This window comes from Nostoc sp. CENA543, assembly GCF_002896875.1.
GTDB lineage: Bacteria > Cyanobacteriota > Cyanobacteriia > Cyanobacteriales > Nostocaceae > Trichormus.
Window position 1 is genome coordinate 5966719 of the sequence record NZ_CP023278.1, and the last position, 22038, is coordinate 5988756.

Sequence of the window (22038 nt, forward strand, 5' to 3'; positions counted from 1 at the left end):
AGTTAGACTGCTGAGGAAACTCAGCCAGAACCTTGAAAACTGCATAGAAACGCGAAAAGAGCAGGCAGACACAAGAATCTTCAGGATGAAAGTGTTTGCAGGATTTGAACCAATGTAAAAAGTGGTCAAGCGAATAAGAGCTGATGGTGGATACCTAGGCACACAGAGGCGAAGAAGGACGTGGTTACCGACGAAATACTCCGGGGAGTTGGAAGCAAACATTGAGCCGGAGGTGTCCGAATGGGGCAACCCTTGATACTACCTGTTGAATATATAGACAGGAAAGAGCCAACCCAGCGAACTGAAACATCTTAGTAGCTGGAGGAAAAGAAATCAAAAGAGATTCCCTAAGTAGTGGTGAGCGAAAGGGGAAGAGCCTAAACCAGTTGGTTTACTGACTGGGGTAGTGGGACAGCAAAATCGAATCTAGCGGTTAGACGAAGCATTGAAAAGATGCACCAGAGAAAGTGAAAGTCTTGTAGTCGAAAACTCAAGGATAGAAGCTGAATCCCGAGTAGCATGGGGCACGAGGAATCCCATGTGAATCAGCGAGGACCATCTCGTAAGGCTAAATACTACTGTGTGACCGATAGAGAACAAGTACCGCGAGGGAAAGGTGAAAAGAACCCCGAAAGGGGAGTGAAAAAGAACATGAAACCGTCAGCTTACAAGCAGTGGGAGTCCGATTAAACGGATGACCGCGTGCCTGTTGAAGAATGAGCCGGCGAGTTATAGGTACTGGTAGGTTAAAGCGTGGTAGCTGGAGCCAAAGGGAAACCGAGTCTGAAGAGGGCGATAATCAGTAGTTATAGACCCGAACCCTGGTGATCTAACCATGTCCAGGATGAAGCTTGGGTAACACCAAGTGGAGGTCCGAACCGACCGATGTTGAAAAATCGGCGGATGAGGTGTGGTTAGGGGTGAAATGCCAATCGAACCAGGAGCTAGCTGGTTCTCCCCGAAATGTGTTGAGGCGCAGCGGTAATGAATATAGTCGGGGGGTAAAGCACTGTTTCGGTGCGGGCTGGGAGACCGGTACCAAATCGAGACAAACTCAGAATACCCGATGCACACATTGCCAGTGAGACAGTGGGGGATAAGCTTCATTGTCAAGAGGGAAACAGCCCAGACCACCAGCTAAGGTCCCCAAATCATCGCTAAGTGAGAAAGGAGGTGAGACTGCAAAGACAACTAGGAGGTTTGCCTAGAAGCAGCCACCCTTGAAAGAGTGCGTAATAGCTCACTAGTCAAGCGGTCTTGCGCCGAAAATGAACGGGGCTAAGCGATGTACCGAAGCTGTGGGATTAAGAAATTAATCGGTAGGGGAGCGTTCTATATGGGGTGAAGCACTAGCGGCGAGCAGGTGTGGACTGTATAGAAGTGAGAATGTCGGCTTGAGTAGCGCAAACATTGGTGAGAATCCAATGCCCCGAAACCCTAAGGGTTCCAGAGCCAGGTTCGTCCACTCTGGGTTAGTCGGGACCTAAGGCGAGGCCGAAAGGCGTAGTCGATGGACACAGGGTCAACAATCCCTGACTAATTTACGGGAGCATTATTAGGGACGCATGAAAGATAGCTATACCCTGATTGGTTTGGGAGGAGTTTACGAACTCCGCATAGTGAAGGATAGTGCCAAGAAAAGCTAGTAATGTGATGAACGTAGATTACCCGTACCCGAAACCGACACAGGTAGGGAGGTTGAGAATACCAAGGGGCGCGAGATAACTCTCTCTAAGGAACTCGGCAAAATGGCCCCGTAACTTCGGAAGAAGGGGTGCCCACGAGAGTGGGTCGCAGTGAAGAGATCCAGGCGACTGTTTACCAAAAACACAGGTCTCCGCAAACTCGTAAGAGGAAGTATGGGGGCTGACGCCTGCCCAGTGCCGGAAGGTTAAGGAAGTTGGTCAGTGGAAACATGAAGCTGACGACCGAAGCCCCGGTGAACGGCGGCCGTAACTATAACGGTCCTAAGGTAGCGAAATTCCTTGTCGGGTAAGTTCCGACCCGCACGAAAGGCGTAACGATCTGGATGGTGTCTCAGAGAGAGACTCGGCGAAATAGGAATGTCTGTGAAGATACGGACTGCCTGCACCTGGACAGAAAGACCCTATGAAGCTTTACTGTAGCCTGGAATTGTGTCCGGGCTTCGCTTGCGCAGGATAGGTGGGAGACGAAGAGATATTCCTTGTGGGGGATATGGAGTCAACGGTGAGATACCACTCTGGCGAAGCTAGGATTCTAACTTACTACCGTCATCCGGTAGAAGGACAGTTTCAGGTGGGCAGTTTGACTGGGGCGGTCGCCTCCTAAAAGGTAACGGAGGCGCGCAAAGGTTCCCTCAGCACGCTTGGAAACCGTGCGGCGAGTGTAAAGGCAAAAAGGGAGCTTGACTGCAAGAGAGACAACTCGAGCAGGTACGAAAGTAGGCCTTAGTGATCCGACGGCGCAGAGTGGAATGGCCGTCGCTCAACGGATAAAAGTTACTCTAGGGATAACAGGCTGATCTCCCCCAAGAGTCCACATCGACGGGGAGGTTTGGCACCTCGATGTCGGCTCATCGCAACCTGGGGCGGAAGTACGTCCCAAGGGTTGGGCTGTTCGCCCATTAAAGCGGTACGTGAGCTGGGTTCAGAACGTCGTGAGACAGTTCGGTCCATATCCGGTGCAGGCGTTAGAACATTGAGAGGAGCCTTCCTTAGTACGAGAGGACCGGGAAGGACGCACCGCTGGTGTACCAGTTATTGTACCAACAGTAGACGCTGGGTAGCCAAGTGCGGAGCGGATAACCGCTGAAAGCATCTAAGTGGGAAGCCCACCTCAAGATGAGTGTTCTCATCACTTGAAGTGAGTAAGGTCACCTGTAGAACACAGGTTCATAGGCGGTAGGTGGAAGTGCAGTAATGTATGTAGCCGAGCCGTGCTAATAGACCGAGGGCTTGACCTCACAAATCAATTCAAAATTCAAAATTCAAAATTAGAAAATTGAATTTTGGGATTTGAACCAAACATTGGTGAACATCAAAATTCGCGTTTCTTGCAGTCTTCAGGGTCTTGTGTACCCTCGAATTTAAAGTTCCTGATTCTTTCTTGAATTTTGAATTTTGAATTTTGAATTCTTTCCTGGTGTCTATGGCGCGGTGGAACCACTCTGACCCCTTCCCGAACTCAGTTGTGAAACGCTGCTGCGGCTACGATAGTTTGAGGGTCGCCTCCTGCTACAATCGCTCGTCGCCAGGTTCTTTTTTCTAAACAAAGAAGAATCCCTTTCTATCTGAAGGGGATTCTTTTTTGTTAGGATAATACTTCTTGTATGCCTTTATGCTTTTTCTATTCTTGCTGAAACTACTCCTTGAGTTTCCAAGACAGATGCTACCTTTAAAATAATCCCTTCGTTGTATGGTGCGGCTATCAATTGCACACCTAAAGGTAAAGTATTGGAATGCTGAACTGGTATTGATAATACGGGTAATCCAATAAAAGACAATGGTTGAGTAAATAAACCTAAATGGGGACGAACAAGTATTTCTTCACCATCTAAAACCATGATATTTTGACCAATTAGAGGTGCTTTGATGGGTGTTGTTGGGGCTAATATGACATCCACTTGCTGAAAAACTTTTTGAAGATGTTCGCGATACCATCTCCGAAAACGTTGTGCTTGTAAGTACCAATTATTCGGTATTAATGCACCTGCTAAAAAACGATCGCGTGTTGCGGGGTCAAAATCTTGGGGACGAGATCGCAGTTTATCTAAGTGTAAATTTGCACCTTCACAGGCTGTGATTACAAATGCTGCTGCTCTTGCTCTGTGCGCTTCTGGCAATGTAATGTATTGCTTGACATTTAGCGCATCTGCAACTTTGTGTACTGCTGCTAATGCTTCTGAGTCTGCACCTTGAGCAAAATAGTCATCGGCGATCGCAATTCTCAAACCAGATATATCTTGATGTAGTTGGGGTAATGTTGCTTCTTCTGGTCTTTTAGTACATACAGGATCACGATGATCTTCACCTTGCAGTACATCAAATATTGTGGCGATATCTCTGACTGAACCCGCTAAGGGGCCGATGTGGTCAAGACTACTAGAGAATAAAGCTACACCTGCACGGGATAAGCGTCCGTAAGTTGGCTTGAAACCAAACACACCACATAATGCGGCGGGAACACGAATTGAACCATTGGTATCAGAACCCAGTGTGAATGGAACTAATCTAGCCGCAACAGCCGCCGCAGAACCACCGGATGAACCACCAGCTACACGCTGTAAATCGTGAGGGTTGCGGGTATTACCATAATGATGATTTTCGGTGACGAATCCATAGGCGTACTCATCCATATTTAACGCACCCACTAAAACAGCACCCGCCTGTTTGAGTTTAGCTATTGCTGTCGCATCTTGAGTAGCTGGAGGATTTTCAGCATTGATTTTTGCACCAGCCAAAGTTGTTAAGCCAGCAATATCAAATAGGTTTTTGACAGCAAAGGGTACACCAGCTAGTAACCCAGGATTATTACCTTGAGCAATTTCATTATCGATGTGCGCTGCATCTGCCAGAGCTGTTTCTGCCGTTACAGTAGTGAAACAATTGAGGAAGCGATCGCGTGCTGATATATTAGCTAAGGCAGTTTTGGCAACTTCTACTGCACTAACTTTGCCTGTACGGATATTCGTGGCGATTGATACAGCATCATTCATGGTTCAAATACTGGTGCGGCTTCCATACTTTCCGGTAAAGGAAAGGAGTTAACTAGTTGAGCGATCGCTTTTATTCTCTCAAAATTTGCTACTACTTCATCTCGATATTCATCTTTTATCGGCAAATCCAACAGCAAAGCCATTTGATCAACATACACAGCCACATCCAACTCTTGATTATCCATGTCTTTTTTACATCTAGGTTATTAGTTATTCTAAATTCATCGCTTCTGGTGGTAGCTTAAATAAACCATCGGCTTCGGGTTCAAAGTCGATAACTTGATACACAGCATCGAGATTTAACTCCCCATAGATATGAGGAAATAGTTCTCCATCAGCCTCCTCGTAGCGAATTTCAGATTTGACTTGAGAAGAATCAATCAAAAGAATGACCAATCCTTGTTGATGATGAAAAAATCTATTTGCAACTTGGATAATTTGTTTGGTTTGAGAACAATGGATGAATCCTTCAGTATTGAGTGAATCGTCACTATACGTCCCAATATTTTTTGCTCCTTCCCATCTTTCTCGCTTGGTTATGTGAAGAATCGTGTTCATAGTAATTGAATGATGTTTGAGAAAAATTCACAGATTAATTCACCAAGACAGAAGCCCAAATCTAGATGAATCTATAGATGAAATGATTGGTCGTACTTTTGAATCGGTTTAACGAGTATACAATGGCCTTCAGTATCTTGCTGCCAATGTTATACCCTATGTTTTCAGTTATCTATTCTGATGAGTTTCTAGATCACAAAACTGGAAGTTACCACCCAGAAAAGCCAGAACGCTTACAGGCGATAGTTAATGCTTTAAAGGAAGCTGCGTTTGCTCCCAAGCTTATATGGCGATCGCCTACTTCTGTATTAGAGAATACATCAGTTATGCAGTTTCTGCTCAAGGCTCATAGCCCAGCTTACATCAATAAAGTCCAGAAAATTGCGGCTACTGGTGGCGGTTATTTAGATGGTGATACTCCCGTTTCTCCTCGTAGTTATGATGTAGCATTATTAGCGGTGAGTGCTTGGCTAGATGGTATTGATGCAGTTTTAAGTGCAGCGAATCCAGCTTTTGTGTTATCTCGCCCACCAGGACATCATGCTGAAACCGATGCAGGGATGGGTTTTTGTTTATTTTCTAACGCAGCGATCGCCGCTTTTTATGCTTTAGAACAACCAGGAGTTGACCGTGTAGCTATCCTGGATTGGGATGTACATCATGGTAACGGTACGCAGGCGATCGTGGAACTTCATCCCCAAATCGCTTACTGTTCTGTGCATCAGTATCCCTGTTATCCTGGTACTGGGAGAGCTACAGAAAAAGGCTTTCATAATAACGTTTTAAATCTACCTGTACCTCCAGGTAGCGATATCGGAGTCTATCAACCGCTTCTGGAGAAAAAAGTAGTACCTTTTCTAACGGAATTTCAGCCAGATTTACTCATTGTTAGTGCTGGCTATGATGGTAATGCCGAAGATCCTTTAGCTAGTATCAATTTACAACCAAATGATTATGGTTTGTTTACAGATGCTTGTTTGGGAATTACACGTAAAATTCTCTTTGGCTTGGAAGGTGGTTATGAGTTTGATTCTCTTAGCCAATCAGTTGTTGCTACTATTGAACGTTGCTTAGTTTAGTTGTGACTTTTTGAGTAACGCTTAAATAAAATTTATGGTGAATACAAACATTAGGCATACACAAACCAAGGAATTTTAGAGTTATCACATCTAGCGTATATAAATCTACACGGCGAACAGCATGGTTGTTGGTGTCAGATATATATCTTTCTTTATAGAGAGAACAAAGGCTTGCCTATATTCACCACATCTTATCCTCTTGTGCTGATTTATAACCTGCTATGGAATCTGTTCTCAAACATGCTGTGTGCTAACTCTAATGACAACAGCCATAATTAAATTACTTAAAACAATAAAGATGAAGACTTTAGCAGTTTTTAATATTCTTAAAAACTGCCAAATTCTTCATCGCTAAATTTATGAAGGTACCAAGATTTATTAAGCAATTCAAAATCCAAAACCTCATTTTGAATTTTGAATTTTGCCGGTTGCTTCTCTTATGATCGCGTAACCTGGATTTCTCAAAAATTCTTGCGACCTCAGTCCAGAGTCTGTAGGGGCGGGTAGAACAAAATCTTCGTGAATGATATTAGTATATCTGTGACCCCGCCCCTACTGTTTGTGAAAAATGCAGGGTAAGCCTACCTGTAGGGTATTTTGAATTGTTACGGTGTTCCCACTGCGCCAGAGTAAATTAAACCCCGTTGTAAATCCATCGTGAGAATCGCCCCATCCCGAATGACTTCTGTAGCTTTCTTAACACCCACAATTACGGGTACACCTAGACGTAAACCAATCACAGCTGCGTGACTAGTCAAACTTTCATCTTCGGTGATAATTCCCCCAGCTTTGCGAATCGCATCTACATACTCAGCACCAGTGTGAGAAGCAACCAAAATATCACCTGGGTTAAAGTTAGTAGCATCTAGTCCCGTGTGAGCCACTCTAGCACGACCGCTAATTGAACCTTGTCCCAGTCCAATACCTTGACCAAGTATGGCTGTTACGACTTCAACTTTAATTAAATCCGTCGAACCGGAAACCCCTTGGAGTGTACCAGCAGTCATGACGACCAAATCACCTTCAAACAGTAATTTATTTTCCTGAGCCACGTTAATCGCCGCTTGGAAGGTTTGACCAGCAGAAGGTAATTCTAAGACTAACAGTGGTTTCACTCCCCAGACCATCTGTAGCTGTCGGGCTACGTTGACGTGGGGTGTAACTGCTAAAATTGGTGTGTGGGGACGGAACTTCGAGACGTTGCGAGCTGTTGCCCCAGTTTGGGTTAATGTCATAATGGCGGCGGCTCCCAACTGTTCAGCAATTTGCCCTACAGCTTGGCTAATGGCGTTGGGAATGGAACGACGGTTATCTCTGAGTTGTCGTAATTTAGCACTATTAGCTTCTTCTTGTTCGATGCGTTCTGCAATTCGCGCCATTGTCGCCACAGCTTCCACAGGATAGCTACCCACAGCAGTTTCGTTAGAGAGCATCACCGCATCTGTACCGTCTAAAATCGCGTTGGCTACGTCGGAAACTTCCGCGCGGGTAGGACGGGGGTTACTCACCATACTGTCTAACATTTGGGTAGCGGTGATGATGGGAATCCCCAAACGGTTGGCTGTTGCAATGAGGCGTTTTTGCAATACAGGAACATCTTCGGCTGGTAGTTCTACCCCTAAGTCCCCTCTAGCCACCATGACACCGTCACATAAAGCAAGAACGGCTTCCATTTGTTCTATCGCTTCATGCTTTTCGATCTTGGCAACTACTGGAACTTGCTTCCCTGTGCTGGAAATCAGTTCTTTAATTTCGATGATGTCTTGGGGGTTACGGACGAAGGACAACGCTACCCAATCTACACCTTGGTCTAGACCGAACATCAAATCCTCGCGGTCTTTGTCGGTCATGGCTTTAATAGAAAGGTAAACCCCAGGGAAGTTGACACCTTTATTGTTAGATAATTTACCCGCGACCGTTACCCGACAATGCAAATCACCCTTATCGCGGTTGATATCCTCTACTACCATTTCTACCCGACCATCATCGAGGAGGATTTTTGCACCCACGGGGACTTCATCTGCTAGGTATTCGTAGGTGACACAGCTAATTTCTTGAGTGCCGACTACTGGGCGATTTGTCAAGGTGAAGCGATCGCCTTTAGCTAAAACTATAGACCCATTCTCAAATTTTCCCAAGCGAATTTTTGGCCCTTGCAAGTCTTGGAGAATTGCTACTGGCTGATTTAGTTCAAAGGCGGTTTGCCGAATTAGGCGGATATTACGCTGATGGTCGGCATGAGAGCCGTGGGAGAAGTTAAGCCGTAGCGTGGTTGCACCCGCTTCAATAATTGCCTTTAGCATTTCCGGGCTGCTGGTGGCGGGGCCTATTGTCGCGACAATTTTTGTTCGGCGTACAGAATCTCTTAATTGCATAGGGGCTGATACTAGGGAGCTATTTAGTGAGTCATAGTTGAGGAGTGCTGAGTTGAAAGTGCTGAGTGCTGAGTTAAAAAACCGTCTACAAAAAACGGAGTATTGACCAACTCAGGGCAATAGGATTCCACCGATGGGTGGGACATTTACCAAGTGCGAAATTATTGAATAATTCGTACTTTACTCAACACCGGCTAAACGCCGCGCTACCGCTAACAGCACGGGCTAAACGCCCCGCTTCCGCTAACAGCACTGAGTAAGGTGAGTTGAGGGGCATTTGATAGTCAGTTATTGCACCAGAAGTAGCAAAACTGTATCACAGAGTACATATGGTACAACAATCTGTGTTCCATCCTCCCTCAACAAGAGATTTTTACATCAAGCTTATTCGTTATGTGGATAGCACACCCTCATCAGCAAAGACTGATTGTCTTGTCTGGAATCATAGCGTCATTTATCTACATAATCGTCAAGATGTAGATAAATCTTGCTATACAAAAGCTTATAAAACTTTATTATTCACTAATCTTTGTCGTATATTCGTAATGATTCGATCAAAAAGGAGATACTAATGCTCACATTGGAGGCACAACAGCCTTTAAAAGTCCCACCCAAGGAATTTTTAACGCCTCCTGGTGATTTTAATCCCACGATGCTGTTATTTTTTGCATCTGTGGGGATGTTGGTATTTTCCAACTTTGGCTATTGGCTTTGGCAATGGCCTCATTGGGTGTGCTTTAGCATCAACACCTTAGCTTTACATTGTGCGGGGACAGTGATTCATGATGCTTGTCATCAATCTGCTCACCGCAACCGGATAATTAATGCCATGTTAGGTCATGGTAGTGCTTTAATACTAGCCTTTGCCTTTCCTGTATTTACGCGAGTACATCTACAGCATCACGCCCATGTCAATCATCCCAAAGATGACCCTGATCATTACGTCTCTACAGGCGGGCCGCTTTGGTTAATTGCTGTCAGGTTTTTGTATCATGAAGTCTTTTTCTTTCAACGTCAACTGTGGCGCAAATATGAATTACTAGAGTGGTTTATTAGCCGCTTGATTGTGGTTTCGATTGTCTATATTTCCGTGCAGTACCACTTTTTAGGCTACATTCTGAACTTCTGGTTTATTCCCGCATTTATTGTGGGGATAGCACTAGGCTTATTTTTTGATTATCTACCCCATCGTCCCTTTGTGGAGCGCGATCGCTGGAAAAATGCCCGTGTCTATCCTGGTAAACTGCTCAATATATTAATTCTCGGTCAAAATTATCATCTCATTCATCATTTGTGGCCTTCTATCCCCTGGTATAACTATCAACCTGCTTATTATGTAATGAAGCCACTGTTAGATGAAAAAGGATGTTATCAAACTTCAGGATTATTGCAGAAAAAAGATTTCTGGGAATTTGTTTACGACATCTTTTTAGGAATTAGATTTCATCGCCACAAAGAATAGATTTCTGATAACCAAAAGATTTCAGGTAGTACAAATTACTTTTTATACCAATAGATACTACCTGAAAAAACTACATCATGACCAATGATAGCCTTCGTAGCCAATTAAGAGTGATCGCTGAACAGTTCCAGATTTTTGAATGTGTTTCCTGTGCTGTAGCCCTGCGAGAATTTCTGATTGCTGATAATATTCCAGGCAAACAGGTTAGCCTATTCACAGGTAGTACAGAAGACCCCTTTTGTAACATCTATCATGAACGCCTGCGACAAAATATCTCTATCAATGGGAGACATGAAGCGATCGCAGTTGAAATTGATGGTCAAGAATTTATATTTGATAACATCCACCCCGCAGGAATTAGCAGAGTAAACTGGATAAGTAACCTCTACTGCGTTGCTCAAGATTTAGGTGGCAATTTCCAAATTACCGAAACTGAATTTTAAGTTTAGAGGAATAGATGACTGATTTTTATGATCTGATTAGCAATATCCAGAAACGCCCTAGTATGTATTTAGGACGCGCTTCCGTATCTAACCTTCGTACTTTTTTAGCTGGTTATTGTTTTGCGCGTCGCCAAATGCAAATCCCTCCAACACCGCAAGAAAAGAAGTTTTCAGAATTTCAAAGTTGGATTCAGCAAAAATTCCATTTATCATCTCATCAAACTTGGGATCAAATTATTCTCTTTTTCTCTCAAGATGAAAATGCTGCATTGGAGCAATTTTTCAAACTATTTGCAGAATTCACACAAACAGAAAATAATGAAGATTGCTCAACTAATACAAATATCTTGACAGCCAACCGAGAATGAGAGAGTCAAAACTCTTTCTATGAAATTCTATGTTGAATCCTGCCTATCTCCGACTGAGCAATGTTTTGCCGACTTTGGTTGAGATGCCAGCAGATGAACTTGCAAAATTAAACTATGTCTTTCAAGAAATCACCTTAAATACTGGAGAATTTTTAGTTAGGGCAGGCGAAATCCCTGCTCGCATCGCCTTTGTGGTTTCAGGACTTTTACGCCTTTACTATGTCAACTCAGCAGGTAGTGAATTTACAAAATCATTTTGTCCAGAAAATCATTTTGTGACTGCTTACAGTGCGCTAATTTTAAAACAACCTGCCCAATTTTTCATTGAAGCTTTAGAAGATTCATTATTACTAGTTGCAGATTATAGCCAGTATGCCCAATTATGTACAGAAAATTCATGCTGGCAGACAATTAATTATAAATTGGTTGAGGCATTATTCATCAAGAAAGAAAAACGCGAGGCGGAGTTACTTTTGGATGATGCAACCACGCGATACCAAAAGTTTCTGACAGAATATCCCTATTTAGAAACAAGAGTTAAGCAATATCACATTGCCTCTTATCTAGGGATTTCACCTGTGTCTCTCAGCCGCATTCGGAAAAATCTTCAGCTTAATTAACATAAGTTAATGACTTCCCCATTGTTCCAGATTATATCTGAATGAGATGTTTTAAAATGCGGGTTTCATTGGGAATGGTGAAGAAAAAATTACATCATCATAACTTGCACACAGGCTTTATTACATTTTTAAACTCAGGTATCAAACTATCAGTGCAAAAATCTCAAATCTCAACTCAAGGCAACATAGTTTTAATCACGGGAGGTTCATCGGGAATTGGCTTGGCATTGGCGCGAAGATTTTTGCAAGCACGAAATACAGTGATTATTACGGGGCGTAATCCACAAAAATTGGCTGAAGTCAAGCAAATATTTCCTGACATCATCACAGAAGTTGCAGACTTAAGAGATTTTCATGACTTGCAACGACTGGTTAATAGTTATCCAGATGTGAATATTCTAGTCAATAATGCAGGGATTCAATATAACTACGAATTTACTAATCCAGAAATTACCCCAGAGTTAATAGATGCAGAATTACGGACTAATTTAATTGCGCCATTGCAATTGATTAAATTGATGTTACCCCATCTGTTGAACAAGCCCGAAGCCGCAATCATCAATGTTTCCTCTGGCTTAGGATTAGTTCCCAAAGAAAGCGCGCCTGTCTACTGTGGTAGCAAAGCGGGGATACATATTGCCACTAAAGCCTTGCGCTGGCAACTCGAAGCCACATCTATTAAAGTATTTGAAATTATCGCGCCCTTAGTTGATACACCCATGACTCAAGGAAGGGGTAAAGGGAAGATTTCCCCCGATGCACTGGTAAATGAATTTTGGCATGATTTTGCACGCGATCGCTATGAAATGCGAATCGGTAAAACCAAACTACTGTTTTTCCTACAACGATGGTTTCCCCAAGTAGCAGAGAAAATTCTGCGCCCAGGAATTTAAACTTTTGACTCTACGACTGGCTGCGGTGCTTGTAAAACTTGGGGTAAACTCCAATCAGGACGCAGTTTTCTAGCTTCACGCAAATAAATGTGATGAATGGGAGTAGAAGTAGGTAAATAAGCGTGGATTAAAAACCGGACACAACGCTGTAAACTACCTGCAACGTGCATTTGCTGTACATCCAACATAGCAACATTATCCCAACCCGGCCGGGGTCTAGCGATCGCCGCCGGGAAAATCGCATCTAAATCACGCGTCACCGAAAAAGTCACGCTGATCATGTCTTCTGGCTGGAGTTGATTTCGTCTTTCGAGTTCATCTAGCAGTTCTGTCACCGCTTCTCGCATAGCTGCCACTGTATTTTCCGAAACGGTTGTTGCCCCACGAATAGCCTGAATTCGCCACTCCACGCCAAAATCCTCCTTAGTTATTAGTCATTAGTTATTAGTCATTAGTCATTAGTTATTGGGAATGGGGCATTGGGCATTGGGCATGGAAATAAAATCTTCCTTTTCCCCCTTGTCTCCCTTGTCTCCCTTGTCTCCCTTGTCCCCAATCCCCAGTCCCCAGTCCTCAATCCCCTCAAGGTCTATACAACCACAATGGCAAACCACTTGTGGACATTTCAAATTCCAGCCAATCAACACCTGCGCCTAGTTTAGAAGAAACTTGACGGCTGCCTGGTAGAATCCGACTTAGTAAGGGTTTGCGTTCCTCTAGGGTATAACAGGGTGTTTTTTCTGGATCAAGTCCTACTAATTCTGCTGTCCAGCGACGGGCTTCTTCTTCTGTGCCTAAGCGGTCTACAATACCCAATTCTAAGGCTTGCTGTCCGGTGAAAATTCTGCCATCAGCAAAACTTTTAACTTTGTCTACCGCTAAAGATCGCCCCTCGGCTACTGTCTCTACAAATTGCTGATAACTAGTGTCAATCAACTCTTGTAGAATGTTTTGTTCTGGCTCGGTGAGTTCTCGGTCAAATGCCAAAATGTCTTTATAGGGGCCTGACTTAATCACTTTAAAGGAAACACCTATCTTTTCTAGTAGGCGTTCCAAGTTATTCCCACGCAGAATTACACCTATACTACCTGTGATTGTTCCAGGGTTCGCCATGATATGTTCCGCGCCCATACCAATGTAGACACCACCAGAAGCCGAGATATTACCAAAACTGGCGACAATTTTGATTTTTTCCCGTAGCCGCTTTAACGCACTATAAATTTCTTGAGAATCCCCAACTGTGCCGCCAGGGCTGTCGATACGTAGCAGTAAAGCCGGAAATTTCTTTTCTTCGACGGTTTTTAATGCTTCTAGCACGCGTTTGCGCGTAGCACTAGCGATCGCACCTGTAATCTCAATTCTAGCAATTTGTTTACGAAACTTGGACTTAAAAGGCCAAACCATGAGCAACTAAATAAACCTAGCAATAATTTCACTATAAATTGTCTAGTGACCAGATGACCCCTGTGGAAAACTCAAAACGGTATCACCGCTAGGAATTTTAATAAATTTTTCCTGGTTGATATAGATATTGTTTTGTTATTCTCTCTTCATTAGCCGTTCCAGCAGGGACAAAAAATCTAGTTCCACCCTGACACCCCAAACCCCTAAAGCGTAAAAAACCTGTCACCGAAAAAGGTTAGGGTGGGGTCAAACGCTTTTTATACATCAATCATGAATTCTCAAATACACTCTTAGCTCTTTTCATTACAAGCCAAGAGGTTTTTGACCTACGCGATTGCACGTAAATTAATACTTATTAATAAATATAATTAATACTGGCTTAGTAATTCCCATAACTAAATGAGGTCAGCAGTCATGAGGATTAACTTGCATTTAACCTGAACCTATCAAATCTGAGCGATCGCCCACCACTAGGAATCAATACGCAGAATTTGATACCGATAGTACACATAAGTATCGAATAGACCCCCTACAAAGCCGCAAGTGAGGCTAATGACCAAAATGCCATTAAAAATAGATCCACTGCCAAAGATAGTTAAGAAATTCAATACTCCAGTCGCAGCCATCTCAGCTAGCTCTTGCAACAGAGGAATATAACCACTAACCCCTAAAAATAGCAATACACCACCGATCAAGATAAACGGAGTCACGAAACTAAAAATCATCGCCAAGATCAAAGATCGAAGATAGTGAGTAAAAGTAGTCATCATCAGACCAACTCCTAAAATCAAGTCAACAATAGCTAATTAGCTATTCGTCCTCTTCTACAATACGTGCGATCGTTACCCAACGGTCAATCTGTCAAAAATCTTAAGTTTTCATTAAAAAACACAGTGACCTGGTACACTCAGTGCATTACCCAGAAGAAATATAAGTATCTCTAAAACCCTTATTAAACCAAGCTTATTTTTTTAGGGAACAGGATTTTACAACTTTTAACGTGTTCATGAAAAGCTATATATCCTGAGAAAATCATTACGATAAATTAATATTTCCAGAAATTTAGAGGATTGGGGGCTAGGGATTGGCAACGAGGAAGCAGGGGAAGCAGGATGAGAACTACACTAATGACTAATGACTAATGACTAAATGACTAATGACTAGTGACACTACATCCAAATCTGGCTTAGGAACGTGGAGTCAGCGATTGCTGGCGGCGGTGTTTTTAGGTGGACAAGCTATGGTTCACCTACTAAGGGGAAAAGTCCATTGGCGCAATACTAGAGAACAAATGGCCGCAGTCGGGCCAGATTCACTATTTATTGCTTTGCTAACTGCGGTGTTTGTAGGCGCAGTCTTTACTATTCAAGTGGCGCGAGAATTTATTAATTTTGGTGCAGGAAATCTAGTCGGTGGAGTTTTGGCCGTAGCATTAACACGAGAATTATCACCCGTACTCACAGCCGTAATCTTAGCAGGGCGCGTTGGTTCTGCATTCGCCGCAGAAATTGGCACGATGCGGGTTACAGAACAAATTGATGCCATGTTAATGCTCAGAACCGACCCCATCGATTATTTAGTCATTCCCCGCTTACTAGCTTGTTGTTTAATGTTACCTATCTTAACCCTCTTGTCTCTGGTGACAGGAATGTTGGGAGGGTTACTGATTTCTACCAGTATGTATGGTATTTCCGACACAACGTTTTTAGACTCAGCCCGTAACCTTCTAGGTAGCTGGGATATTTTCAGTGCGATGATTAAAGCCTGTTGTTTTGGAATATTAATCGCCGTAATTGGTTGCAGTTGGGGTCTAACCACAACCGGAGGTGCTAAAGGTGTCGGACAATCAACTACAACAGCCGTTGTGACAGCGTTGCTCATCATCTTTGTCAGCAACTTTTTTCTATCATGGATTATGTTTCAGGGAACGGGTAGCGCGTTTTTGCAAGGGTTTTAGGAGTGGTGAGTGCTGAGTAGTGAGTGTTGAGTGTTGAGTGTTGAGTGGTGAGGGGTGAGGGGTGAGGGGTGAGTGATTGGTGAAGTGATCTTTTTTGGCGAACTTTTAACTTTTACAATGGGGGGAGTGTTTACTAAAAAAACAGGACAAGAAACTGTGACTAGTTCAATTGCTCCCAACTTCACATCAACGGTGGAACTTAAGCCTAGTTATAATATCCCCATAGTGCTGGTAATTACTGCTATTCCACTCATGTTTGTACAACCCTTGCTGGGAGCAGTATTTGCACTTTTGGGTTTATTCCTTTTATTTCAAGCAGTGACTCTGCGGTTGCAATTTACCGCCACTGACTTAGATATCAAAAGAGGTGAAAATCTAATTCGGCGTTTTCCTTACCGAGAATGGCAAAACTGGCGAATTTTCTGGTATCCCGTTCCCATACTGTTTTATTTTAAAGAAATTAACAGTATTCACTTTTTACCAATTTTGTTCGACCCCAAAACCCTCCGAACCTGCTTAGAAGAACGTTGTCCACGGATTTAGCCGCAAATACTATTAGTTCACTCCAGCTAAAACCGGCTATAGTGGGTGTCTTTGACGGTTGCTAGTTTCGAGTTAGACTGATAAATCAGGAATTTTCAGGCAATTCGCAGGCACTCAATAGTATATTTTTGAAAGCTATTTATTTTGTTTTATAGGGATTGCATTATAGTTTATGAACCCAGAGGAATCTCAAACCCCAGAACCGATTGATGAATGGTTGGAACAAATCCAAGCAGAAAACCCTCAGCCGGAAAATCCAGAAACTCCTGCGGAAGCATCTGTTATGGAAATAGTAGATCAAACTTCATCTGTTAATCCGTCTTCAGAGGATGGCAATTCTGAGGTTATCTGTAATACAGAAGTACCAGTAGCATTTGTACAGGAAGCCGAAGCGGAAAGTAACATACTGGGTTCACCGATAGAATCAGAACAAGTTATTGCTGAATTGCAAAACACAGAAGCTACTCTCAAGGCAGAAATTGCCAACTTGCAAACAACATACAATACTCTTCAAGAACAAATTAGGGAAACTCAAACTGCACTAGGAAAAGTAGTACAAGAATCTCTAGTACAGCTAGAACAACGCAAACAAACCCTACAAATTTCTATAGAACAGTTAGAACGTCGCCAAGAACGGATTCGCAACGAGATGCGAACTACTTTTGCTGGTGCTTCTCAAGACTTAGCAATTCGGGTACAAGGGTTTAAAGACTATCTCACTGGTAGCTTACAAGATTTAGCCGCCGCCGCCGAGCAACTACAGCTAGTTCCACCTGTTACAGAAAGAGAAAAACCAGCCGTAGTGATTAAAGAAGTAAAACAGGCTGAACCACAAGCAGGAACTCCGCAATTTGCGCCACAACAGTTTCAAGACACAACTAAACAAATTCGCCGCCTCATTGACCAATATCGTAATAAACCCGATTATTATGGCCCGGCTTGGCAATTACGCCGTACTTTTGAACCAGTCCACGCTGAGAGAGTTGCCAATTGGTTTTTTAATCAAGGTGGACGCGGTGCTTTGCGGACAATGGGGAGTCGCTTGCAAAATGTATTGATTGCATCGGCGGCAATTTCGATATTACATAAACTATATGGCGATCGCCTCCGCACCCTGGTTTTAGCTAACACACCTGAGCGTCTAGGTGAATGGCGGCGCGGTTTACAAGACTGTTTAGGCATAGGTCGTCCAGACTTTGGCCCAGATAGAGGTGTAGTATTATTTGAGACAGCCGATGCTTTAGCACAGAAAGCAGATCGTCTTGTGAAAACTAATCAACTCCCGTTAATTTTGATTGATGATTCCGAGGAGCAAATCAGCCTGGGACTTTTGCAATTTCCTCTATGGTTAGCGTTCGCCCCAGATCCAAAAACCATGAGAAATTATGATGATGATTTTTAGGTTGGTCAATAGTCAATAGTCAATAGTCAACAGTTAACGGCTAATAAAAGTGTGAAACTAATACCAATTTGAAAATTGATTGTGATCAATTGATTGCCCAAAAGCTCACCAGTAAAGGATTCCAAAATCTAAAATCCAAAATGGCATAATCCCGAACATTCGACGGTACGGAGGATTCAATGGTTGTTACACTACAACTGCGTCAAATTGATGTTCAACCAGGACAATGTTTGATATTGCGAGATATCAGTTGGAATGAGTTTGAAGCCATCTTAGACGAAATCGGAGAACACCGCGCCGCACGAGTTAATTATTATCAAGGGGTGCTAGAAATTCGGATGCCGTTACCAGAACATGAAGTGACAAAAGAACTCATTGGCGATATGGTTAAACTGTTACTGGATGAGTTAGAACTTGATTGGGAAGGTTACGGTTCAACTACATTTAAGCGTTCAGAAATGTCAGCAGTTATCGAACCAGATACCTGTTTCTACATCCAAAACGCTAGTAAAATGATCGGCAAGCGACGGATAGATTTGTCAGTTGATCCACCACCGGATTTAGCAATCGAAATTGATGTCACTTTCAAAACTCAGCTTTCAGCTTATCTAGCTTTGAAAGTACCTGAACTTTGGTGTTACGCAAATGAAAAGTTACAGGTTTTTTTGCTGGAGCAAGGAGAGTATATTGAAGTAAAAAATAGCTCTATCTTTGCAGAATTGCCTGTTATTGAGGGCATATTACAATTCTTACAATTGAGTCTGACACAAGGATCTAGTGCAGCAAGACGAGCATTTCGTCAATGGGTACGTGAACTGCTAGCAAAATAGAAAGTTTCAAAAAGCGGAGTGCGTAAGCGTCAATGGGTGATAGCCTGATTTATGACATTAACTTGAACGACTCAATATAGACTATTCCTATAAACTATTGACGCTTGTGGATTTCCTATGGCTGTTTGGTTAAGTTTGTGTGGTGTAGTTGTACTTGTCGCTTACCTGTTAGGTTCTTTCCCCACAGGCTATATTGCGGTTAAACAACTTAAAGGTATTGATATCCGAGAAGTGGGTTCAGGCTCAACGGGTGCAACTAATGTTCTGAGAACCTTGGGAAAAGGGGCGGGAGCATTCGTTTTATTGGTAGATTGCTTAAAGGGAGTGTTAGCGATCGCTTTAGTCTACTATTTGTTTAGCTTTGCCTCTAGTCAAAATCTGATTCCCACCACAGTAGACGTAACACTTTGGCAACCTTGGCTAGTGACTATAGTGGGTTTAGCCGCGATTTTGGGACATAGCAAATCTATTTTTCTCGGTTTTACAGGTGGTAAATCTGTCGCTACCAGTTTGGGAATTTTGCTGGCGATGTCTTGGCAAGTGGGTTTAGCTACACTGGGTGTGTTTGCCGTAGTGGTAGCAATATCGCGGATTGTATCACTCAGTTCTATCAGTGGCGCGATCGCTGTTTCCATCGTGATGGTAATTTTCCACCAACCCTTACCTTATATATTGTTTGGTGTCGCTGGTGGTTTGTATGTAGTTTTCCGTCATCGCACTAATATTGAACGGTTATTAGCTGGCACAGAACCAAAAATTGGACAGAAGCTAATAACTGAAACAGAAAGTAACACATAAAATTGCGGAATGCCTACATATAGAAACTGTAGTTTTGAACATCGAGTTCACACACATAACTGATGTTGGCAAATACACTACAGAAAACTTTATTAGCAACCGCCACCGTATTAGCTACTTTACCAGGATTGACCCAAGTTGCCCAAGCTCAAAGCCGAGATGTGTTTGGTGCGATCGCTTACTCCCAGTCTACAGGAGTTTACACATCCGTCACCGCCTCCTCGCGCCAAGAAGCTGAACGCAGAGCTTTAGCTCATTGTCAACGCAAATCTCGTGCTGGTGATTGCTCTGTTCCAGTATGGTTTAAAAATGCTTGGGGTGCTTTAGCCGTCGGTTCTAATGGTGCTTATGGTTCAGGCTGGGGTTATGATACCAACAACCCTAGAAGGGGTCGTACAATTGCTGGACAATATGCTGTACAAACTTGCAGACAATATGGCGGTGTTAATTGTCGCGTCGTTCATACCAGAGAAGCAAGATATTAATTGAAAAGTAAAAAGTAAAAAGTAAAATCAATAAGTAAATGTAGCAATTGCTTTTCAACTTTTTACTTTTGTCTTGTTTGCTCTAAAATCATTAGATGGTGAGAATATTGAAAACTGCAAATCTTCCATGAAATTACCCGAACTAGATTCTGACACCATAGATCGCATTATAGAAATGGCTTGGGAAGATAGAACCCCCTTTGAAGCCATTGAAGCGCAATTTGGCTTATTAGAAAAGCAAGTGATTGCACTTATGAGGCGTGAAATGAAAGAATCTAGTTTTCGGCTGTGGCGCGAACGAGTCACCAAACGCAAAACAAAGCACCTCAATCAGCGAGAATTTCTTGCAGGAAGATTTAAGTCAAATAACCAAAAAACCTAAATAATTAAAGGTTGGTATTGAGAACTTTAGTTCTCTCTACTAGATGCTCCGCGAACACAAAAGGACTAAAGTCCTTACTACGAAATGAATCCTAATATTTTAAATTGCTTAACATAGTTTGTTTTTTTAAATTGTTATACTGAGTTAAAGAATTAAGTCAAATAAACTAATAACTATTGACTATTGACTAACAACTAATGACCATTGGTGTTTGGATACTAGGCGATCAGCTTTGGGAACAACAAGCAGCACTACAAAGTTGTTCTCATCAAAAAAATCTACCTGTAATTTTCATTGAATCACTACAACATATACAGGTACGTCCTTATCATCAGCAAAAATTGGTCTTAGTGTGGTCAGCAATGCGTCACTTTGCTGAAGAATTGCGTCAGCAAAAATATGCTGTCACTTATGAAATCTGCGCTGATTTCATCACACCGTTAAAAGCGTGGATTCAAAGCCAAAATATTACCGAATTGCGGGTGATGATACCCAATGATAGACCATTTACTCAATTCATTCAAAGTTTAGATTTATCTTGTCAAATTAACTTAATTCCTAACAACCATTTTTTGTGGAGTACAGAAGAATTTAACCATTGGGCTAAAAATCGTAAACGCCTATTAATGGAAGATTTCTATCGCGAAGGTAGAAAGCGTTTTCAGATTTTGATGGAGCAAGATAAACCAATTGGTGGACAGTGGAATTTAGATAAAGAAAATCGTCAACCACCCAAAGGTAAATTAAATACACCTCCAGCACAATGGTTTACACCTGATGAGATTACCCTTGCTGTTATTACTAAAGTTAAATCTCTGAATATTCCCGCCTACGGAGATATTGAGCCATTTCGTTGGGGAGTGACTCGTCAGCAAGCATTGCAAGTTTTAGATTGGTTTATTCAACAAAGATTAGCTGATTTTGGTACTCACCAAGACGCAATGGTAACAGGTGAAGAAACCATGTGGCACGCTTTAATTTCACCTTATTTAAATCTCGGTTTATTGCAACCTTTAGAAGTTATTCAAGCCGCAGAACAAGCTTATCACCAGCACAATTTACCATTAAATAGTGTAGAAGGTTTTATCCGTCAGGTGTTAGGCTGGCGGGAATATATGCGGGGAATCTATCATTTTGTTGATGCAGATTACCCTAATCACAATTGGTTTAATCACACTCAACCATTACCGGAATTCTTTTGGACTGGTGAAACTAAGATGAATTGTTTACACCAGACTCTTACTCAAGTGCAACATACAGGTTATGCTCATCATATCCAGCGATTAATGGTATTGAGTAACTTTGCTTTGATTGCGGGAATTTCACCACAAGCTATAGAAAATTGGTTTCATGCTGTGTTTATTGACGCTTATGATTGGGTGATGCAAACCAATGTGATTGGGATGGGTTTATTTGCAGATGGGGGAATATTAGCATCAAAACCTTATGCTGCATCTGCCAATTACATCAATAAGATGAGTGATTATTGCAAAGGTTGTGTTTATAACCACAAAGAAAAATTTGGTAAAGATGCTTGTCCTTTCAACTTCTTTTATTGGTATTTTCTAGAACAACACCGCGATAAATTGCAAACTCAAGGACGGATGAGTTTTATTTTGAAAAACCTCGATAAAATGTCCCCAGAAGAGTTAAATTTAATTCGTCAACAGGCTCAAGATTGGTGGAATAGTTAATACTCGAATATGATCTTGTAAGGACAAGGGAGACAAGGGAGACAAGGGG

Annotated in this window: 21 protein-coding genes and 2 rRNA genes; 16 read left to right on the forward strand and 7 right to left on the reverse strand. The window is 42.5% G+C overall.

Translation table 11 applies throughout. The features are described from left to right. Positions 1 to 123: 123 nt before the first annotated feature. Both CLI64_RS25015 and rrf read left to right on the forward strand, forming a co-directional pair. Positions 124 to 2944 (forward strand): 23S ribosomal RNA (locus CLI64_RS25015). Between the two features lie 175 nt (positions 2945 to 3119). Beyond that, a 5S ribosomal RNA gene (rrf, locus tag CLI64_RS25020) occupies positions 3120 to 3237 on the forward strand. Between the two features lie 79 nt (positions 3238 to 3316). Here rrf and CLI64_RS25025 read toward each other — a convergent pair. The 3 genes from CLI64_RS25025 to CLI64_RS25035 are packed head-to-tail and all read right to left on the reverse strand — an operon-like array spanning position 3317 to position 5254. After that, positions 3317 to 4696, reverse strand: coding sequence for an AtzE family amidohydrolase (locus CLI64_RS25025; protein ID WP_103139767.1), 1380 nt, complete (start codon positions 4694 to 4696; stop codon positions 3317 to 3319). Then, positions 4693 to 4881 (reverse strand): DUF4089 domain-containing protein, encoded by a 189-nt coding sequence (locus tag CLI64_RS25030; protein ID WP_103139768.1) that lies wholly within the window; start codon positions 4879 to 4881, stop codon positions 4693 to 4695. The genes CLI64_RS25025 and CLI64_RS25030 overlap by 4 nt, the downstream gene beginning before the upstream one ends. A 25-nt stretch (positions 4882 to 4906) precedes the next feature. After that, the gene (locus CLI64_RS25035) at positions 4907 to 5254 is read right to left on the reverse strand and encodes a DUF952 domain-containing protein (protein WP_103139769.1); all 348 of its coding nucleotides are present in this window, start codon (positions 5252 to 5254) and stop codon (positions 4907 to 4909) included. Positions 5255 to 5412: 158 nt separating this feature from the next. Between CLI64_RS25035 and CLI64_RS25040 the strand changes: the two genes are divergently transcribed. Continuing rightward, on the forward strand, positions 5413 to 6333 hold the full coding sequence (locus CLI64_RS25040; RefSeq protein WP_103139770.1) for a histone deacetylase: 921 nt from the start codon (positions 5413 to 5415) through the stop codon (positions 6331 to 6333). A gap of 605 nt (positions 6334 to 6938) precedes the next feature. On the opposite strand, the gene pyk is transcribed toward CLI64_RS25040, so the two are convergent. Then, positions 6939 to 8708 carry a pyruvate kinase gene (gene pyk, locus CLI64_RS25045; protein WP_103139771.1) on the reverse strand — a complete coding sequence of 590 codons (1770 nt, stop codon included), beginning with the start codon at positions 8706 to 8708 and terminating at the stop codon, positions 6939 to 6941. 571 nt (positions 8709 to 9279) lie between these two features. On the opposite strand from pyk, the gene crtR reads away from it, so the two are divergent. The 5 genes from crtR to CLI64_RS25070 all read left to right on the forward strand — a co-directional run bounded on the left by crtR (position 9280) and on the right by CLI64_RS25070 (position 12494). After that, entirely contained in the window at positions 9280 to 10170 is an 891-nt protein-coding gene (crtR, locus tag CLI64_RS25050) for a beta-carotene hydroxylase (protein WP_103139772.1), read from the forward strand. A 77-nt stretch (positions 10171 to 10247) separates the two neighbouring features. Then, the gene (locus tag CLI64_RS25055; protein ID WP_103139773.1) at positions 10248 to 10613 is read left to right on the forward strand and encodes a papain fold toxin domain-containing protein; all 366 of its coding nucleotides are present in this window, start codon (positions 10248 to 10250) and stop codon (positions 10611 to 10613) included. 14 nt (positions 10614 to 10627) lie between these two features. Further along, positions 10628 to 10981 (forward strand): hypothetical protein, encoded by a 354-nt coding sequence (locus CLI64_RS25060; RefSeq protein ID WP_103139774.1) that lies wholly within the window; start codon positions 10628 to 10630, stop codon positions 10979 to 10981. A gap of 29 nt (positions 10982 to 11010) precedes the next feature. Next, positions 11011 to 11601, forward strand: a complete 591-nt coding sequence (locus CLI64_RS25065; RefSeq protein WP_103139775.1) for a Crp/Fnr family transcriptional regulator — start codon at positions 11011 to 11013, stop codon at positions 11599 to 11601. Positions 11602 to 11675: 74 nt separating this feature from the next. Next, on the forward strand, positions 11676 to 12494 hold the full coding sequence (locus tag CLI64_RS25070; protein ID WP_103140862.1) for an SDR family oxidoreductase: 819 nt from the start codon (positions 11676 to 11678) through the stop codon (positions 12492 to 12494). Here the strand turns inward: CLI64_RS25070 and aroH are convergent. From aroH to CLI64_RS25085, 3 genes are all read right to left on the reverse strand, one after another. Continuing rightward, positions 12491 to 12904, reverse strand: coding sequence for a chorismate mutase (gene aroH / locus CLI64_RS25075; protein ID WP_103139776.1), 414 nt, complete (start codon positions 12902 to 12904; stop codon positions 12491 to 12493). The two genes, CLI64_RS25070 and aroH, sit on opposite strands and share 4 nt — an antisense overlap. A 172-nt stretch (positions 12905 to 13076) precedes the next feature. After that, positions 13077 to 13898: a signal peptide peptidase SppA gene (sppA, locus tag CLI64_RS25080; protein ID WP_103139777.1), complete on the reverse strand. Its 822-nt coding sequence runs from the start codon at positions 13896 to 13898 to the stop codon at positions 13077 to 13079. Positions 13899 to 14368: 470 nt separating this feature from the next. Next, entirely contained in the window at positions 14369 to 14665 is a 297-nt protein-coding gene (locus CLI64_RS25085) for a hypothetical protein (protein ID WP_103140863.1), read from the reverse strand. 389 nt (positions 14666 to 15054) lie between these two features. Between CLI64_RS25085 and CLI64_RS25090 the strand changes: the two genes are divergently transcribed. From CLI64_RS25090 to CLI64_RS25125, 8 genes are all read left to right on the forward strand, one after another. Beyond that, the gene (locus tag CLI64_RS25090; protein WP_103139778.1) at positions 15055 to 15855 is read left to right on the forward strand and encodes an MlaE family lipid ABC transporter permease subunit; all 801 of its coding nucleotides are present in this window, start codon (positions 15055 to 15057) and stop codon (positions 15853 to 15855) included. Between the two features lie 126 nt (positions 15856 to 15981). Next, positions 15982 to 16398 (forward strand): DUF3119 family protein, encoded by a 417-nt coding sequence (locus CLI64_RS25095; RefSeq protein ID WP_103140864.1) that lies wholly within the window; start codon positions 15982 to 15984, stop codon positions 16396 to 16398. A 172-nt stretch (positions 16399 to 16570) separates the two neighbouring features. Then, positions 16571 to 17800, forward strand: coding sequence for a DUF3086 domain-containing protein (locus CLI64_RS25100; protein ID WP_103139779.1), 1230 nt, complete (start codon positions 16571 to 16573; stop codon positions 17798 to 17800). A gap of 179 nt (positions 17801 to 17979) precedes the next feature. Beyond that, positions 17980 to 18630, forward strand: a complete 651-nt coding sequence (locus tag CLI64_RS25105) for a Uma2 family endonuclease (protein ID WP_103139780.1) — start codon at positions 17980 to 17982, stop codon at positions 18628 to 18630. A gap of 117 nt (positions 18631 to 18747) precedes the next feature. Continuing rightward, a complete protein-coding gene (plsY, locus tag CLI64_RS25110) occupies positions 18748 to 19428 on the forward strand; it encodes a glycerol-3-phosphate 1-O-acyltransferase PlsY (protein WP_103139781.1) in 681 nt (226 codons plus the stop codon). Positions 19429 to 19490: 62 nt separating this feature from the next. Then, positions 19491 to 19913, forward strand: coding sequence for a DUF4189 domain-containing protein (locus CLI64_RS25115; protein ID WP_103139782.1), 423 nt, complete (start codon positions 19491 to 19493; stop codon positions 19911 to 19913). Positions 19914 to 20040: 127 nt separating this feature from the next. Beyond that, on the forward strand, positions 20041 to 20295 hold the full coding sequence (locus CLI64_RS25120) for a TIGR03643 family protein (RefSeq protein ID WP_103139783.1): 255 nt from the start codon (positions 20041 to 20043) through the stop codon (positions 20293 to 20295). Between the two features lie 197 nt (positions 20296 to 20492). Then, on the forward strand, positions 20493 to 21989 hold the full coding sequence (locus tag CLI64_RS25125) for a cryptochrome/photolyase family protein (protein WP_103139784.1): 1497 nt from the start codon (positions 20493 to 20495) through the stop codon (positions 21987 to 21989). The last annotated feature ends 49 nt before the right edge of the window (positions 21990 to 22038 follow it).